The following is a 14,953-nucleotide window of genomic DNA, read 5'->3' as shown; positions in this document are numbered from 1 at the left end:
AACCTTTAAACCGACCGGGCTCGATGTTGTGTACCGGAAAGCGGTTGCCCTAGCATTCAGGTGCGCAGGAAGCCGTTCCCCCGTTGTCGGGTTGCCGTTGAACTGTTCCATTTCGGCCGCCCTCCCGCGGTCCGGGTCCGGCCGGCCCCAGGGCAGGGTCGGTACGGCATGGCCATCCCCGGTCGGGCTGGCGAAACCCGGTACCGCGCCCCGCCCCCAACGGAGTTGATCATGCGTATCTCAGCACGTCGCCGTACCCTGCTCGCCGCCACCGCGGCCGCCGCGCTCGCCGCGACCGGCACCTTCACGGTGGTCGCCTCGGCCGCCGCCGCCGGTTGCCGGGTCGACTACCAGGTGACGAACCAATGGCAGGGCGGCTTCGGCGCCAGCGTCAGCCTCACCAACCTCGGTGACCCGGTCACCGGTTGGAGCCTGACCTGGTCGTACGGCGCCGGCCAGCAGGTCACCCAGGCCTGGAACGCCACGGTCAGTCAGAGCGGCGGCCAGGTGACGGCCAGCAACGTCAGCTACAACGGCGCACTCGGCACCGGCGCCAGCGCCACGTTCGGCTTCAACGGCTCGTGGAACGGCAGCAACCCGGTGCCGGCGAGCTTCGCGATGAACGGCACCACCTGCACCGGTGCGGTGGCGCCGACCGCGACCACGCCGGGCGGACCGCCCACCGGCACCCCTCCGGCGACCACCCCGCCGGTGACCACACCGCCGCCGACCAACCCGCCGGCCGGGGCCAAGCAGGTCGAGAACCTCGACCGGGGCCTGGTCAGCGTCCGCTCCGGCAGCGCCAACCTGGTCTCCTGGCGGCTGCTCGGCACCGAGACCTCCGGCGTGTCGTTCAACCTCTACCGGGGCTCGACCCGGGTCAACTCCACCCCGATCACCGGCGCCACCAACTACCTCGACTCGGGCGCCGCCGCCGGGTCGGCGTACACGGTGCGGGCGGTGGTGAACGGGACCGAGCAGGCGGCCTCGGCGCCGGCGCTCCAGTTCGGCAGCGGCTATCTCGACGTACGGCTCCAGGTGCCGCCCGGCGGCACGACACCCTCCGGGGAGGCGTACAGCTACGTGGCGAACGACGCCTCCGTCGGTGACCTGGACGGCGACGGCCGGTACGAGATCGTGCTCAAGTGGGATCCGTCGAACGCCAAGGACAACTCGCAGTCCGGCTACACCGGCAACGTCTACGTCGACGCGTACACCCTGACCGGCACCCGGCTGTGGCGGATCGACCTGGGTCGCAACATCCGGGCCGGCGCGCACTACACCCAGTTCCAGGTCTACGACTACGACGGCGACGGCCGGGCCGAGGTGGCGATGAAGACCGCCGACGGCACCCGCTCGGGCACCGGCCAGGTGATCGGCTCCTCCTCGGCGGACCACCGCAACTCCAGTGGCTACGTGCTGGCCGGGCCGGAGTTCCTGACCATGTTCGACGGGCAGACCGGCGCGGTGCGCTCGACGGTCAACTACGAGCCGGCCCGGGGCAACGTCTCGTCCTGGGGCGACGACTACGGCAACCGGGTGGACCGGTTCCTCGCCGGAACGGCGTACCTGGACGGGCAGCGACCCTCACTGATCATGGCCCGCGGCTACTACACCCGCAGCGTCGTCGTCGCCTGGGACTTCCGCAACGGCTCGCTGACCCGGCGCTGGACCTTCGACTCCAACTCGGCCGGTTCGCAGTACGCCGGCCAGGGCAACCACGCGCTGACCGTCGGCGACGTGGACGCCGACGGCCGGGACGAGATCCTGTACGGAGCGATGGCGATCAACGACAACGGCTCCCCGCTGTGGAACACCGGGCACGGGCACGGCGACGCGGCCCACCTCGGCGACCTCGACCCGAGCCGCTCCGGGTTGGAGTACTTCAAGGTCAGCGAGAACTCGTCCAGTCCGTCGTCCTGGTTCGCCAACGCGCGTACCGGGCAGGTCTACTGGTCCACCTCGCCGGCCGGGGACAACGGCCGGGGCGTGGCCGGGGACGTCCACGCCGGCAGCGCCGGGGCGGAGTCCTGGTCGTCGGCGGCCGACGGGCTGCGCAGCCCGAGCGGGTCGAACGTCGGCCGCAAGCCGTCGTCGGCGAACTTCCTGATCTGGTGGGACGGCGACCCGGTCCGGGAGCTGCTGGACCAGACCCGGATCGACAAGTACGGCACCAGCTCCGACACCCGGCTGCTCAACGGCAGCGGGGTGGCGTCGAACAACGGCACCAAGGCCACCCCGGCGCTCTCGGCGGACATCCTCGGCGACTGGCGCGAGGAGGTGATCTGGCGGACCAGCGACAACGGCGCGCTGCGGATCTACAGCACGCCGACCGAGACCAGCACCCGCATTCACACCCTGATGCACGACCCGATGTACCGGGTGGCGATCGCCTGGCAGAACACCGCCTACAACCAGCCGCCGCATCCGAGCTTCTTCATCGGGAACGGCATGTCCACCCCGCCGGCACCGTCGATCTATCTTCGGTAGCCCGGATCAGGATCCGGAAACGATAGGGCCCGGAAACGCGAAGCCGCACCGGCCCGCGGGGTCGCTCATCTCCCCGCGTGCCGGTGCGGCACACACCGCGACATCACGCGACCCGTCCCGATCGCGCTTGTCGAACCACCACCGGTAAGAACATTAGGCCGCTTCCGGTGCGCGCCGATGACGGCACGGTGAAGAGTGTGTTTCGCGACCTCGATTCGGCGTGACGCCGGTCACGGCCACCGCCGCGACCGGCGTCGCCATGGAGATCGCGACCGGCCTCGCCCATGGAGATCGCCGGGCCGGTCAGCCCTGCCGGCGGAGCCCGCCGGCGACCTTCTCCGCGATCAGCTCGTACGAGCGCACCCGGTCGGCTATGTCGTAAACCAGGGTGGTGATCATCAACTCGTCGGCCCCGGTCCGGGCCTGCAGGTCGGTGAGCTGCCGGCGTACCGTCTCCGGCGAACCGAGCGCCTGCCCCTCCCGCCGTTCGAGCACGAACTGCCGCTCCAACTCGGTGTACGGGTACGCCGCCGCCTCCTCCGGGGTGGCCAGCGGGGCCGGCCGGCCGGTACGCAGCCGCAGGAAGGACAGCGAGGCCGGGCCGGAGAGCCACTCCGCCCGTTCGTCGTCCTCGGCGCAGACCGCGTTGACCGCCACCATCGCGTACGGCCGGTCCAGCCAGCGCGACGGCCGGAAGCTCTGCCGGTAGAGGGCCAGCGCCGGCAGGGTGTTCGCCGCGCTGAAGTGGTGCGCGAAGGAGAACGGCAGGCCGAGCAGCCCGGCGAGCTGGGCGCTGAACCCGCTGGAGCCGAGCAGCCAGATCTCCGGCCGGTCACCCTGGCCCGGGGTGGCGGTGATCGGGCCCGGCCGCTCCCCGGTGAAGTAGTTGACCAGGTCGTCCAGCTCCTCCGGGAAGTTCTCGGCCGACAGCCCCGCCATGGTCCGGCGCAGCGCCAGCGCGGTCGGCTGGTCGGTGCCGGGCGCCCGGCCGATGCCGAGGTCGATCCGGCCCGGGTGCAGCGCCTCCAGCGTGCCGAACTGCTCGGCCACCACCAGCGGCGCGTGGTTGGGCAGCATCACCCCGCCGGACCCGACCCGGATGGTCGAGGTGGCCGCCGCCACGTGGGCGATCAACACCGCCGGGGCGGAGCTGGCGATCGCCGGCATGTTGTGGTGTTCGGCCACCCAGAACCGGTGATAGCCGAGTTCCTCGGTGCGCCGGGCGAGTTCGGTGGTGTGCCGCAGGGCCGCGCCGGCGGTGGTGCCGGCGGCGACCGGTGCGAGGTCAAGGACAGACAACGGTACGTCGATCACACGTGCGGCAACCGGCGACGGGCCGGATTTCTTCCGGGCGGCGCCTCCACCGGCGGATTTCCCGCGTCTCGCCGGACGGGTTTGCCCGGCCCCGCTTCCGGGACCGGTGCCCCGTGGTAATCCTCTGGCAGGAGACGTGAGCCTTCGACGGCAGTGTCCCGGAGCGGGGGAAAACAGGCGGGCGGATGGTACTCGGTGGCGGGGCGGAACTGCTGCGGAGGGAGGAAAGCTCGCCACGGGCGACCTTCCTGGAACTCTTCCTGGACCTGGTCTACGTCTTCGCGCTGACCCGGGTCTCGCAGCGGCTGGTGCACGACCTCACCCAACTCGACCAGGAGGTCTTCCTCGAGGCGCTGCGCGCGCTGGTACTGCTGCTGACCCTCTGGCTGCTCTGGTCGATGACCACCCTGATGACCAGCCGCTTCGACCCGGAACGGCCGCTGGTCCAGGGCGTCGTGGTGGCCACCATGTTCGGCTCGATGGTGATGGCGGTCGCCGTACCCCAGGCGTTCGGCGGGCACGGGCTGATGTTCGCGCTCGCCTACGTACTGCTCCAGTTCGGCCGGCCGTTCGTGCTGGGGCTGACCCTGCGCGGCGACCCCCGGCAGCGGATCTCCGTCCGGCTGGTCTTCTGGGTACTCTGCACCGCCCCGCTCTGGATCGTCGGGGCACTCGTCACCGGCGACCTCCGGCTGCTGCTCTGGGGCCTGGCGCTGGTCGCCGACTATCTAGGCCACCTGCTGCGCTGGCCCACCCCCCGGCTGGGCTCGTCGACGAGCCCGGAATGGGCCTTCGCGGGCGAGCACATCGCCGAGCGGTACCAGCAGTTCTTCCTGATCGCGCTCGGCGAGTCGATCCTGGTCACCGGGTTCGCGTTCAGCGGCGGCGACTTCACCGCCGCCCAGTCGGCCGCTTTCCTGATCGCCTTCACCACCACCGTGCTGCTCTGGCGCGTCTACTTCTTCCAGGCCGGGTTCCTGCTGGCCGCGGCCTTCGGCACCGCCCGCGACCCGGCCCGGTTCGCCTGGTCGGCCACCTACACCCACCTGGTGATCGTGGCCGGGGTGGTCACCACCGCGGTCGGGTACGAACTCGTGGTGGCCCGGCCGCTCGGGCACACCGACGGCGCCTGGGTCGGGGTCATCGTCGGCGGCCCGTTGCTCTTCCTTGCCGGCCGGGCCCGGTTCGGGTACGAGGTCTTCGGCACGGTCCTCCGGTCCCGGCTGCTCGGCATCGTCGCGCTGGTGGCGGCGACGCCCGGCATGCTCTTCGTGCCGCCGCTGGCCGTGGCCGGCACCGTGAGCACGATCCTGCTGGGCATCACCCTGCACGACCTGGCCCGGACCCGGGGCCGCCAGCCGAAACCCCCCGCCTCGCCACTCTGACCGCCCCGAACACCGACCGGCGGGCCCGGCTGGGCGGCCCGGCTCAGCGTGCCGTCGGGCGGGCCCGGACGTGCAGGCGTTCGCCCTGCGGTCCGAAGAGGGAGAGGACCTCGGTGACCCCGGGGCCGGGGTTGGAGACGTGGTGCGGGACCCGGGTGTCGAACTCGGCGACCTCGCCCGGGGTCAGGATCAGGTCATGCTCGCCGAGCAGCAGGCGCAGCCGCCCGGAGAGCACGTAGAGCCACTCGTAGCCCTCGTGGGTCTGCTGTTCCGGCTCGCCGCCCGGGGTGTTCGGCGGGAGGATCTGCTTGAACGCCTGCAAACCGCCCGGCCGGCGGGTCAGCGGGAGGAACGTGATGCCGTGCCGGACGATCGGCCGGGGATGTACCCGGGGGTCCGCGGTGGCGGGCGCGTCGACCAGTTCGTCGAGGGAGACCTGGAAGGCCCGGGCGAGCGGCAGCAGCAACTCCAGGGTCGGCTTGCGGCCGCCGGACTCCAGCCGGGACAGGGTACTCACCGAGATGCCGGTGAACTCGGCGAGCTGGGTGAGCGTATTGCCCCGCTGCCTGCGCAGCTCCCGCAGCCGGGGGCCGACCGAGGTCAACGCGAATTCGTCCTTTGCCATACCGGCAAGGATAGTTGCTGACCGTCCCGACGCGCCGCACCGTGGAGGCGTACCGTGCGAGGAAGGGGAGCGCAGCGTGGAGAAGACATACGACGTGGTGGTGGTCGGTGGCGGCGCCGCCGGGCTGGCCGGAGCGCTGGCGCTGGCCCGGGCCCGGCGGTCGGTGCTGGTGGTGGACGCCGGGGAGCCGCGCAACGCACCGGCCGACCGGGTGCACAACTACCTGGGCCGGGAGAACACACCTCCGGCGGAGCTGGTGGCGGACGGGTGTGCCGAGGTGACCCGGTACGGCGGCGAGATCCGCACCGGTCGGGTCGAGACGGCCGCCCGGGACGGCGACGGTTTCCGGCTGACCCTGGACGGCGGCACCGAACTGCGGGCCCGACGGCTGCTGGTGACGACCGGCCTGGTCGACGAACTGCCCGAGCTGCCCGGGCTGGCGCAGCGGTGGGGCCGCGACGTGCTGCACTGCCCGTACTGCCACGGCTGGGAGGTGCGCGACCGGCGGATCGGCGTACTGGTGACCGGGCCGACCGCCATGGCGGTGCACCAGGTGAACCTGTGGCGGCAGTGGAGCCCCCAGGTGATGCTGCTGACGCACGAGGCCCCGACACTGGAACCCTCCGACGCCGAACAGCTCGCCGCGCGGGCCATTCCCGTGGTCCCCGGCCCGGTCGCCGGGCTGGAGATCGTCGACGACCAGCTCACCGGGGTACGCCTGGCCTCGGGCGAGGTCGTCGCGCTCGACGCCCTCGTGGTCGCGCCCCGGTTCACCGCCCGGGCCGGCCTGCTGGAGTCGCTCGGGGTCAAGCCGGTCGACGTGGAGATGGGCGGGCACGTCGTCGGCAGCCAGATCCCGGCCGACCCGAGCGGGCTGGCGGTGCCCGGGGTCTGGGTGGCGGGCAACGTGGCGGACGTACGCGCCCAGGTGATCTCGGCCGCCGCGTCCGGCCTGATGGCCGGTGCGCAGATCAACATCGACCTGGTCGCCGAGGAGACTCGCAACGCCGTCGAGTCCTACCGGCACCAGGTGCGCACGATGTTCGAGCAGGAGGGCTGGGAGGAGCGCTACCAGGCCCGCCCGGCGATCTGGAGCGGCCGCCCCAACCCGCAACTCGTGGCCGAGGCGGCCGGGCTGGCGCCGGGCCGGGCGCTCGACGTCGGCAGCGGAGAGGGCGCCGACGCCATCTGGCTCGCCGAGGGGGGCTGGCAGGTGACCGGGGTGGACATCTCGACCACGGCACTCGGCCGGGCCGCCGCGCACGCCGAGGCGGCCGGTGCCGAGGTCGCCGGCCGGATCGAGTGGCGGCACGCGGACCTGCGCGAGCAGCCGCCGGCCGAGGGCCGGTACGACCTGGTCTCCGCGCAGTTCATGCACCTGCCCGGCGAGACCCGACGGGAGGTGTTCGGCCGGCTCGCCGCCGCGGTGGCCCCCGGCGGCACCCTGCTGATCGTCGGGCACCACCCGTCCGATCTGCGTACCTCGGCACACCGGATGCACTTCCCGGACATGATGTACACCGCCGAGGAGGTCGCGTCCGGGCTCGACCCGACCGCCTGGACGGTGCTGGCCGCCGAGACCCGGCCCCGGCCGGTGGTGGACCAGGAGGGACGCGAGATCATCATCTCCGACGCGGTACTGGTCGCCCGCCGCCGGTAGCCGACCCGGGGGCGGGCCCGGTGGCTCAGCGCGGCGCCACCGTACGGAGCGGACGGCGCCGCCCCGGTCAGGCGGGCCGGGTGACGGGTTCGGCCCGGGCGAGGACGGCGTCGGGATCCCGTAGCGGCCGGCCCGGGTCGACGTCGCCGCTCACCAGCACCGCCTGATCCGGGCCGGCAGCGGAGAAGAGCGTTCCCTCGTGCTGGACGGCGGCCGTGCCCCAGGCCACGGCGGTACGGAGCGCGGCGATGCCCGTCCCGCCGCCGTGCAGGAAGCCGGCCAGGGCGGCGTCACCGGCACCGACGGCGCTGACCACTCGGGGCACCCGCGCCTCGGCGTGCCGTACCTCGGCGGCCTCGACCAGCAGTGCGCCGTCGATGCCGAGGCTGGCCAGCACCGCGCCGGCGCCGAGCTTGCGGACCTGGAGCGCCGCGTCGATCACGTCGCCGAACGTCCGCAGTGGCCGGCCGACCAGGTGGGCCAGCTCGGAAGAGTTCGGTTTGACCAGGTCGGGTCGGCCGGCGAGGCTGGCCCGCAGCGGCTCGCCGGAGGTGTCGACCGCGACCCGGACCCCGCGGGACCGGGCCGCCTCGGCCAGTTTGGCGTACAGGTCCGGCGGTACGCCGTCGGGCAGGCTGCCGCAGCAGGCCAGCCAGGTGACGCCGGCGAGGTTGTCCAGGACTGCGCGCACCAGCGCCTCGGTCTCCCCGGCGTCCAGTTCGGGACCGGGCTCGTTCACCTTGGTGACGGTGCCGTCCGGCTCGACCAGGCTGATGTTGCTGCGGATCTCACCCCGCACCGGCACTTCCCGAACGGGCAGTCCGGCCAGCCGGAGCATCTCGGAGAGCTGGGCGCCGACCGAACCGCCCACCGGCAGGACGGCGGTGACCGGTCGGCCGTGGCGTTGCAAGGCCAGCGCGACGTTGACGCCCTTGCCGCTGGGTTCGTTCCAGCCGCGACGGCTGCGGATCACCGTCCCACGGGGTAGGGCGTCGATGAAAACCGTCCGGTCGACGCTCGGGTTGGGGGTCAGGGTGAGAATCACAGGTACTCCACGTGCCGGCCGGGCCAGGCCGGCTCGGGCGATCGCTGCCTCACCACCGCCCCCCGGCCACGGTGTCGCCGGAGTGCACTCCTGCCGGGGTACCGGGGGCGTCCGGGAAGTCGTCCACGCTGCCGTAGACCCCGGCCGAGAGCCCGGCCAGCAGAGCGGCGCCGCGCGCCCCCGCCTCGACGACCGGGGAACGGCGTACCGGGCCGAGCCGGCGGGCCTTGGCCGCCATCAGCGCCTCGCTGCGCGACCAGCCGCCGACGGCGACGAGGTCGTGGTGGTCACCGCTGTACGCGGTCATCGCGTCGTGGATGACGCCGATCTCGTCGGTGACCGTCTCCAGCGCCGCCCGCCAGATCTCCGCCGGCTCGGCGGCTTCCCCCGCCGGTACGACCACCGACCGGCCCTCGTCGGTGATTCGCACCCCGACCCGGCCCGGCTGGACCTGCTCGGCGAGGGTGTCGATTCGGGTCAGGTCGGCACGGTCCAGGCCGAGCCCGGCGAGCACCCGTTGCAGCACCAGTCCTCCGGTGGTGGCGCCGAGCAGGCACCAGCGATCGGCCAGGGCGTGCCACCCGACGGTGACCCCGGCGGCGACCAGCCCGGCGACGGTCTCCGGGGCCAGGCCCGGCGGGACCGACCGGACCAGTGCCTCTGCCGTACCGCAGGAGTCCAGTTCGTCGCCGGGGCGTACCGCGCCGGCGCCGATCGCGGCGACCTGGTGGTCGTGGCCGCAGACGGTGAGCGTGGCTCCGGTGAGCCGGTCGAGTCGGCCCCCCGCGCCGACGGTGCCGAGCGCGGTTCCGGCGGTCACCACCTCGGGCATCAGCGAGGCGCGCGCCCCCGACCACTCCAGCGCCTCGGGCCACCAGTCCCGGTCGTCGAGCCGGAGCCAGCCGGTCCGGGAGGCGAGGGACTGTTCGGCGGCCTCCGCACCGCCGAGCCTGCGGACCACCCACTCGGCGATGTTGAGCCGGCGCACGGCGGTCCGGGTCTCCGGATGGTGGGTGAGCAGCCAGCGGTGCTTGGTGAGCGCCCACTGTTGCCGCAGCGGCAGCCCGGTGGTGCGGGCGAAGCTCTCCGGGCCGATCCGGGCGTACAGGTCGGCCAGTTCCGTCTCGTCCCGGGTGTCGTGCCAGGCGACGACCGGGCCGACCGGAGCGCCGGACCGGTCCAGCAGCACTCCGGATTCGCCCAGGCTCGCCACGCCGAGTCCGGCGACCGGACCGGGCGGGGCGGCGGCCAGCGCGCCGGCCAGGGCCGCTAGGGCGGAGCCGAGCAGGGCGGTCGCGTCGAGTTCGGCGCCGGTCCGGGTGGCTGTCCAGGGCGTGGCCGCCGAGGCCTGGGACAGCGGCTCACCCGTGTCGGTGAAGACCACGGCCTTGCTGGTCGTGGTGCCGACGTCGAGGCCGACGAGCAGTGCAACTGCCACCTCGTCACCTCCCGCTGATGCGGTGCCAGCCGGTTGTTCAAGGATGGGAATACTTGTTTTCGATCGGGAAAGCTGTCAAGGGCTGGCACCACTGAACCTTTTTCAACCTGGACCGCGCGGCGCTCACGCACCGCGTCCGACCTTGCGGTCCGCCGGACCGCAAGGGGAGGTTGAAAGGTTCACTCTGGCACCCCCCACGGAAAATGGAGCACCGGATGCCCCTTACCGCCACCGGCCAACTGGTCGACCGCGCCCGTGCCGCGAACACGGCGATCGCCGCCTTCAACGTGATCACGCTGGAGCACGCCGAAGGAATCGTCGCCGGAGCCGAGCAGGCCGGCCGGGGCGTGATCCTCCAGATCAGCGAGAACGCCGTTCGCTTCCACCACGGCCGGCTCGCCCCGATCGCCGCCGCCGTCACCGCGGTGGCCGAGCTCGCCGCCGTGCCGGTGGCCGTTCACCTCGACCACGTGCAGAGCCGGGACCTGCTACACGCCGCGGAGGGGACCGGGATCAGCTCGGCGATGTTCGACGCGTCGAGACTCGACTACACCGCCAACGTCAGCGCCACAGTGGAGGCGGTCGGCTGGGCGCACGCGCGCGGCCTGTGGTTGGAGGCGGAGCTGGGTGAGGTCGGTGGCAAGGACGGCGCACACGCCCCGGGGGTCCGTACCGATCCGACCGAGGCGGCCGAGTTCGTCGCCGCGACCGGGGTCGACGCGTTGGCGGTGGCGGTGGGCAGCTCCCATGCGATGACCGACCGGACCGCCACGCTCGACTTCGCGCTCATCGGCCGGCTCCGGGAGACGCTGCCGGTGCCGCTGGTGCTGCACGGCTCCTCCGGCGTCCCCGACGACGACCTGGTCCGGGCCGTGCGGGCCGGGATCGTGAAAATCAATGTCGGCACCATCCTGAACGTCGCCTTCACCGAGGCGGTCCGGGCCAAGCTGGCGGCCGCGCCGGTCCTGGACCCGCGGAAATACCTGGCACCGGCGCGGGACGCGATCGCCCGGACCGTCGCCCACCTGGTCAGCACGATCTCCTGAGCGACGGGTCAGGAAGGTGCTGAACGACGGCGCGGCACGCGTCCATGGCGGCTCAGTATTGAACCTCCCCACCTCCCCGTGCGGTCCGCCGGGCCGCCGGTCCGGCCAGGGTCCGGCCCGGCGGCCCGGCGGGGTCTCCCACCTCCTCGTACCAGGTCCGGACCAAGGGCAAGACGATGAAGGCGCTGATGGGTCAGGGCCAGTTACCCCGGCGACCATGTCGAGCTGAGCGGCGGCGGCGACTTCGCGTCGAGTTACGGCGTCCGTGCCGTCCTGTCGACCAAGCCGCGAGGTCTCCGTGAGAGGGTTCATCGACGAGGAAGAACCTGGAGCTGGTGGCCGCCGCGGCCGGTCGGCTTGCTGATCCCGTGGCGCTGGTCGATGCGCAACGACGCGAGGTGCTGCGCCGGCTGCGTGACACCCAGCGCGCGGCGCTGGACCGTTCGGTGGATCCGGTTGCCGGGGTGCTGCTGGAGGGCGTCGTGCTGCGGCTGCGGGCCGACCTGGAGTGGCTGGAGGCAGGCGAGCGCATGTGGGCCGAGCGTGATCGGACTGGGCGGAAGGCGGAGGCATGACCGGATCGATGGCGCTGCGGGCCCGTGGGCTGACCAGACGGTACGGCTCGAACAACACGCTGGTACGCGCGGTTGACGAGGTCGACCTGGACGTGCCCGCCGGACAGACGTTAGCGATCATGGGGCCGAGCGGCTGTGGCAAGTCCACCCTGCTGCACCTGCTCGGCGGGCTGCAACGCCCGACCGGTGGGCAGGTGTGGCTGGCCGAGCACCGGATCGACACGATGAGCGAGCGGGCCCTGGCCCGGCTGCGGCGCGACAGCGTCGGGTTCGTCTTCCAGTCGTTTCATCTCATGGACGAGCTCACCGCGGTGGAGAACGTCGAGCTGGCCGCGCTGCTGGCCGGCCAGTCACCGGGGCGGGCCCGCAAGCGGGCGATGTACCTGCTGGACCGGGCCGGGCTGGCCGACCGCGCCGCGCACCTGCCCTCGGCGCTGTCCGGTGGGCAGCGCCAGCGGGTCGCCATCGCCCGCGCGTTGAGCAACGAGCCGCTGGTCGTGCTGGCCGACGAACCCACCGGCAACCTGGACAGCTCCGCCACCCTGGAGGTACTGCGGCTGTTCGAGGCGTTGCGCGCCGCGGGACAGACCCTCGTGGTGGTCACCCACGACGCCCGCATCACCGCGGTCGCCGACCGGGTGATCTCCATGCGCGACGGGGCGTTCGCCGACGACAACCGATTCGCCAGCATGGCTACCGGCACCGTCTACGACGGGCGGCGCTGACATGTCCGGCCGCCTCCTGCTCGTGTGCCGGCTGCTGATGCGGGATCTGCGTCGCCGCCGGACCGAAACCGTCCTGCTCCTGGTCGCCATCACCGCCGCCACCGCCACGCTGACCCTCGGCCTCACCCTCAACGACATCGCCGACCGGCCGTACCAGCAGACCCGGACCGCCACCGCCGGCCCGGACGTGATCGTGACACCCCGGGCCACCGGTCAGGCCGCGTTGGACGAGCTCGCATCGCTGACCACCGCGGCCGGCGTCACCGATCACAGCGGCCCCTTCCCGATCGCCTACCTGACGATGACGGCCGGCGGCAAGTCCGCGCACGCCGTCGTCGAGGGGCGGGACAGCGCACCCGTATCGATCGATCGGCCCGCCGTGACCGACGGCACCTGGGTACGCCCCGGCGGCGTGGTCGTCGAGCGTGCCTTCGCCGAGGCCCTCGGCATCCGTGCCGGCGACACGGTCAGCGTCGACGGCCATCCGCTGCGCGTGATCGGGACCGCGGTCACCGCCGCGAGAGCGACGTATCCGTACGCCGGGTGGCACTACCCGGGCAGCGTGCTGGTCGAGCGCGGCGGCCTGGTCTGGGTCGACCGCAGCGACATGGCCAGGCTCGCGGGCGGCCAGCCGCTGTCGTACACCCTCAATCTCAAACTCGCCGACCCGGCGGCCAGCATTACGTACCCCGTCGGCGACCAACTCACCACCTGGCAGGCGATCGGCCACCTCAACGGTCGGCTGTACAGCGACGCGCGGATAGCGCTGCTCGTCGGCAGTTGGCTGCTCAGCGGCCTTGCGCTGGCCGGCGTCGCCGGCATCGTCGCGGGCCGGATCATCGGCCAGCGCCGCCGGGTGGGGCTGCTCAAGGCCGTCGGCGCCGGACCTGCCATGATCGCCGCCGTCCACCTCGCCGAGTACCTCGTGATCGGGCTCGCCGCCGCCGCCACGGGCCTGGCCGCGGGCTGGTTCGCCGCACCCGTGCTGATCCGCCCCAGCGCCGGACTCATCGGTTCCGTCAACACCCAGCCACCCGCGCTGCGCACGGTGATCGCCGTCACGGCCCTCGCCCTCACGATCGCTGTGGCGGCGACTCTGGTACCAGTGGTGCGCGCCGCCGCCACCAGCACCGTCCATGCACTGGCCGACGCTGCAACGCCACCGCGGCGCCGATGGTGGCGTATCTGGCTGTCGCGGCAGCTGCCCACCGCCCTGCTGATCGGGGTGCGGATCAACGCGCGCCGGCCGCGCCGGGCCCGGCTGATCACCGTGAACACCCTGATCACCACGACCGCACTCGTCGCCATACTTCTGGTCAACACCCGTGTGGTGCACTTCGACCTCGGCTACACGGAGCTCGCCAATCCCCGATGGGAACGGGGCGAGCAGGCCACGCTCCTGCTCACCGTCGTGCTGTGCACTCTTGCGCTCATCAACGCCGTCGTGAGCACCTGGTCCGCGGTCCTCGACGCCCGGCAGCCGCTGGCCGTCGCGCGGACGCTGGGTGCCACGCCCGCACAGGCCGGCGTGGGCCTGGCGGTGGCGCAACTGCTTCCCGCCATACCCGGCGTCGCCGTGGGGGTCCCGGCCGGCATCGGGCTTGTTACGTTCCTCAGCACCGGCGAGGTCCAGTACCCACCCGGTTCCTGGCTGCTCGCCACCGCACTCGGGGTCCTGCTCGCCATCGCCGCACTCACCGCCATCCCGGCGATGGTTGCCACACGGCGCCCGGTCGTGGACACACTCCAGTCCGCACCGACCTGACAGCCGTCGTGCCTGGCTCCGCACTCAAGCTGTCCCCGACCAGGCAAAACGCGTATGTGTCGAGTGCCCCCGGTGGGATTCGAACCCACACTTTCGATCTTTTGAGAATCGCGCCTCTGCCGTTGGGCTACAGGGGCCTGGCGTCGATAAGACTACCCACTACGCTGAGGGCGGCGACACCCGGCTGGGCAGGTGTCGGAAATGTAGTTGGGGGTAGGGGCTCGTGGCCGACATTCAGGCTGGTACCGAGCGTAGGCGGGTGTTGATCGCCGAGGACGAGGCGCTCATCCGGCTGGACCTGGCCGAAATGCTGGTCGAGGAGGGCTACGACGTGGTGGGGGAGGCGGGCGACGGCGAGACTGCGGTGCGCCTCGCCGAGGAGTTGAAGCCCGACCTCGTCATCCTCGACATCAAGATGCCCATCATGGATGGGCTGGCCGCGGCGGAGCGGATCGCCGGTGGCCGGATCGCCCCGGTGGTCATCCTCACCGCGTTCAGCCAGCGGGACCTGGTGGAGCGGGCGCGGGCGGCCGGCGCGATGGCGTACCTGGTCAAGCCGTTCCAGAAGAGCGACCTGGTGCCGGCGATCGAGATCGCGCTGTCTCGCTACTCGGAGATCGCCGCTCTGGAGGCCGAGGTGGCCGGCCTGACCGACCGCCTGGAGATCCGCAAGACGGTGGAGCGGGCCAAGGGTGCGCTGATGACGACCTACGGGATGACCGAGCCGCAGGCGTTCAAGTGGATCCAGCGCACCGCCATGGACCACCGGATGACGATGCGCGAGGTGGCCGAGCGGATCCTGGCCGAGGGCACCGGCGCGGAGCCGGCCGAGGCAGGCTGAGTCCGCCGGCCGAGGGGTTTGTTCGGGACCGGTCGAGGGGGCCT

12 protein-coding genes and 1 tRNA gene are annotated in these 14,953 nt (G+C 72.4%); 8 read left to right on the top strand and 5 right to left on the bottom strand.

Annotated elements, in window-relative coordinates:
* The first annotated feature begins 231 nt into the window (after positions 1-231).
* On the top strand, positions 232-2,490 hold the full coding sequence (locus ACSMXO_RS32015; RefSeq protein WP_346262248.1) for a rhamnogalacturonan lyase family protein: 2,259 nt from the start codon (positions 232-234) through the stop codon (positions 2,488-2,490).
* Between the two features lie 303 nt (positions 2,491-2,793).
* On the opposite strand, the gene ACSMXO_RS32010 is transcribed toward ACSMXO_RS32015, so the two are convergent.
* Positions 2,794-3,804: an LLM class flavin-dependent oxidoreductase gene (locus ACSMXO_RS32010; protein ID WP_346262247.1), complete on the bottom strand. Its 1,011-nt coding sequence runs from the start codon at positions 3,802-3,804 to the stop codon at positions 2,794-2,796.
* 185 nt (positions 3,805-3,989) lie between these two features.
* Between ACSMXO_RS32010 and ACSMXO_RS32005 the strand changes: the two genes are divergently transcribed.
* On the top strand, positions 3,990-5,189 hold the full coding sequence (locus tag ACSMXO_RS32005; protein WP_455414974.1) for a low temperature requirement protein A: 1,200 nt from the start codon (positions 3,990-3,992) through the stop codon (positions 5,187-5,189).
* A 43-nt stretch (positions 5,190-5,232) separates the two neighbouring features.
* Here the strand turns inward: ACSMXO_RS32005 and ACSMXO_RS32000 are convergent, their stop codons facing one another.
* On the bottom strand, positions 5,233-5,814 hold the full coding sequence (locus ACSMXO_RS32000; protein ID WP_346262245.1) for a helix-turn-helix domain-containing protein: 582 nt from the start codon (positions 5,812-5,814) through the stop codon (positions 5,233-5,235).
* A 76-nt stretch (positions 5,815-5,890) separates the two neighbouring features.
* Between ACSMXO_RS32000 and ACSMXO_RS31995 the strand changes: the two genes are divergently transcribed.
* Positions 5,891-7,474, top strand: a complete 1,584-nt coding sequence (locus ACSMXO_RS31995) for a methyltransferase domain-containing protein (RefSeq protein ID WP_455414973.1) — start codon at positions 5,891-5,893, stop codon at positions 7,472-7,474.
* Between the two features lie 67 nt (positions 7,475-7,541).
* Here ACSMXO_RS31995 and pfkB read toward each other — a convergent pair whose 3' ends face one another.
* A complete protein-coding gene (pfkB, locus tag ACSMXO_RS31990; RefSeq protein ID WP_346262242.1) occupies positions 7,542-8,519 on the bottom strand; it encodes a 1-phosphofructokinase in 978 nt (325 codons plus the stop codon).
* A 49-nt stretch (positions 8,520-8,568) separates the two neighbouring features.
* Positions 8,569-9,957, bottom strand: coding sequence for an FGGY-family carbohydrate kinase (locus ACSMXO_RS31985; protein ID WP_455414972.1), 1,389 nt, complete (start codon positions 9,955-9,957; stop codon positions 8,569-8,571).
* A 215-nt stretch (positions 9,958-10,172) separates the two neighbouring features.
* Between ACSMXO_RS31985 and ACSMXO_RS31980 the strand changes: the two genes are divergently transcribed.
* The 4 genes from ACSMXO_RS31980 (at position 10,173) to ACSMXO_RS31965 (ending at position 14,068) form a co-directional block, all read left to right on the top strand.
* On the top strand, positions 10,173-11,003 hold the full coding sequence (locus ACSMXO_RS31980) for a class II fructose-bisphosphate aldolase (RefSeq protein ID WP_455414971.1): 831 nt from the start codon (positions 10,173-10,175) through the stop codon (positions 11,001-11,003).
* A gap of 335 nt (positions 11,004-11,338) precedes the next feature.
* Complete coding sequence (locus ACSMXO_RS31975) at positions 11,339-11,578, top strand: hypothetical protein (RefSeq protein ID WP_455414970.1); 240 nt, start codon at positions 11,339-11,341, stop codon at positions 11,576-11,578.
* Complete coding sequence (locus ACSMXO_RS31970) at positions 11,575-12,303, top strand: ABC transporter ATP-binding protein (protein ID WP_455414969.1); 729 nt, start codon at positions 11,575-11,577, stop codon at positions 12,301-12,303. Before ACSMXO_RS31975 ends, ACSMXO_RS31970 begins: the two co-directional genes overlap by 4 nt.
* A gap of 1 nt (position 12,304) precedes the next feature.
* Positions 12,305-14,068, top strand: coding sequence for an FtsX-like permease family protein (locus ACSMXO_RS31965; RefSeq protein WP_455414968.1), 1,764 nt, complete (start codon positions 12,305-12,307; stop codon positions 14,066-14,068).
* A 64-nt stretch (positions 14,069-14,132) separates the two neighbouring features.
* Here the strand turns inward: ACSMXO_RS31965 and ACSMXO_RS31960 are convergent.
* A tRNA-Leu gene (locus ACSMXO_RS31960) sits at positions 14,133-14,205 on the bottom strand.
* An 86-nt stretch (positions 14,206-14,291) separates the two neighbouring features.
* Between ACSMXO_RS31960 and ACSMXO_RS31955 the strand changes: the two genes are divergently transcribed.
* Entirely contained in the window at positions 14,292-14,909 is a 618-nt protein-coding gene (locus ACSMXO_RS31955; protein WP_203862146.1) for an ANTAR domain-containing response regulator, read from the top strand.
* The last annotated feature ends 44 nt before the right edge of the window (positions 14,910-14,953 follow it).

The organism is Plantactinospora sp. DSM 117369, assembly GCF_053764795.1.
This window is presented reverse-complemented; position numbering and strand designations above follow the sequence as displayed.

Coding starts and splice junctions, on each gene's coding strand:
- ACSMXO_RS32000 (WP_346262245.1), bottom strand. CDS start 5,814: ATGGCAAAGGACGAATTCGCGTTGACCTCGGTCGGCCCCCGGCTGCGG.
- ACSMXO_RS31970 (WP_455414969.1), top strand. CDS start 11,575: ATGACCGGATCGATGGCGCTGCGGGCCCGTGGGCTGACCAGACGGTAC.
- ACSMXO_RS31980 (WP_455414971.1), top strand. CDS start 10,173: ATGCCCCTTACCGCCACCGGCCAACTGGTCGACCGCGCCCGTGCCGCG.
- ACSMXO_RS31965 (WP_455414968.1), top strand. CDS start 12,305: ATGTCCGGCCGCCTCCTGCTCGTGTGCCGGCTGCTGATGCGGGATCTG.
- ACSMXO_RS32005 (WP_455414974.1), top strand. CDS start 3,990: ATGGTACTCGGTGGCGGGGCGGAACTGCTGCGGAGGGAGGAAAGCTCG.
- ACSMXO_RS32015 (WP_346262248.1), top strand. CDS start 232: ATGCGTATCTCAGCACGTCGCCGTACCCTGCTCGCCGCCACCGCGGCC.